Origin of the sequence: Marinobacter sp. BW6 (genome assembly GCF_008107725.1) — a bacterium.
Lineage (GTDB): Bacteria > Pseudomonadota > Gammaproteobacteria > Pseudomonadales > Oleiphilaceae > Marinobacter.
In genome coordinates this window covers 1-467 of sequence record NZ_VIRN01000070.1, presented here as the reverse complement: position 1 = coordinate 467, position 467 = coordinate 1, and the positions used below count along the sequence as shown (strand labels likewise).

Annotated in this window: 1 protein-coding gene; it reads left to right on the top strand. The window is 50.5% G+C overall.

What is annotated here, in order from left to right:
• On the top strand, positions 1 to 467 hold a 467-nt coding region (locus FMN52_RS18500; protein WP_148610100.1), incomplete at both ends, for a SecD/SecF family protein translocase subunit.

Here is a 467-nt window from a genome sequence, read left to right as displayed (position 1 = left end):
GAAGAACGTACTGTGGGGCCGGATTTGGGCAGCGACGCCATCGAAATGGGGCTGACAACCGGTCTGATTGGAGCTGCGTTGGTGCTTGCGCTGATGGTGGCGCTGTATGGCCGCTGGGGCGTTATCGCTTGTACCAGCCTTACTGTGAATATCGGCTTGCTCTTTGGTGTGCTCAGCCTATTTGGTGCAACCCTTACCTTACCGGGCATTGCGGGTATCATTTTAACTCTCGGCATGGCGGTAGATGCCAATATTCTGATCAATGAACGAATTAAGGAAGAGTCGAAACGAGGTAAGCCTGCTGCCGCTGCCCTTCGCGCAGGGTTCGACAAGGCGTGGTCGACTATACTTGATTCCAGCTTTACGACATTAATAGCGGTCAGTTTATTGTTTATGTTTGGCAGTGGACCAGTAAAAGGTTTTGCGATTACTATCGGCATTGGATTGTTTACTTCTATGTTTAGCGC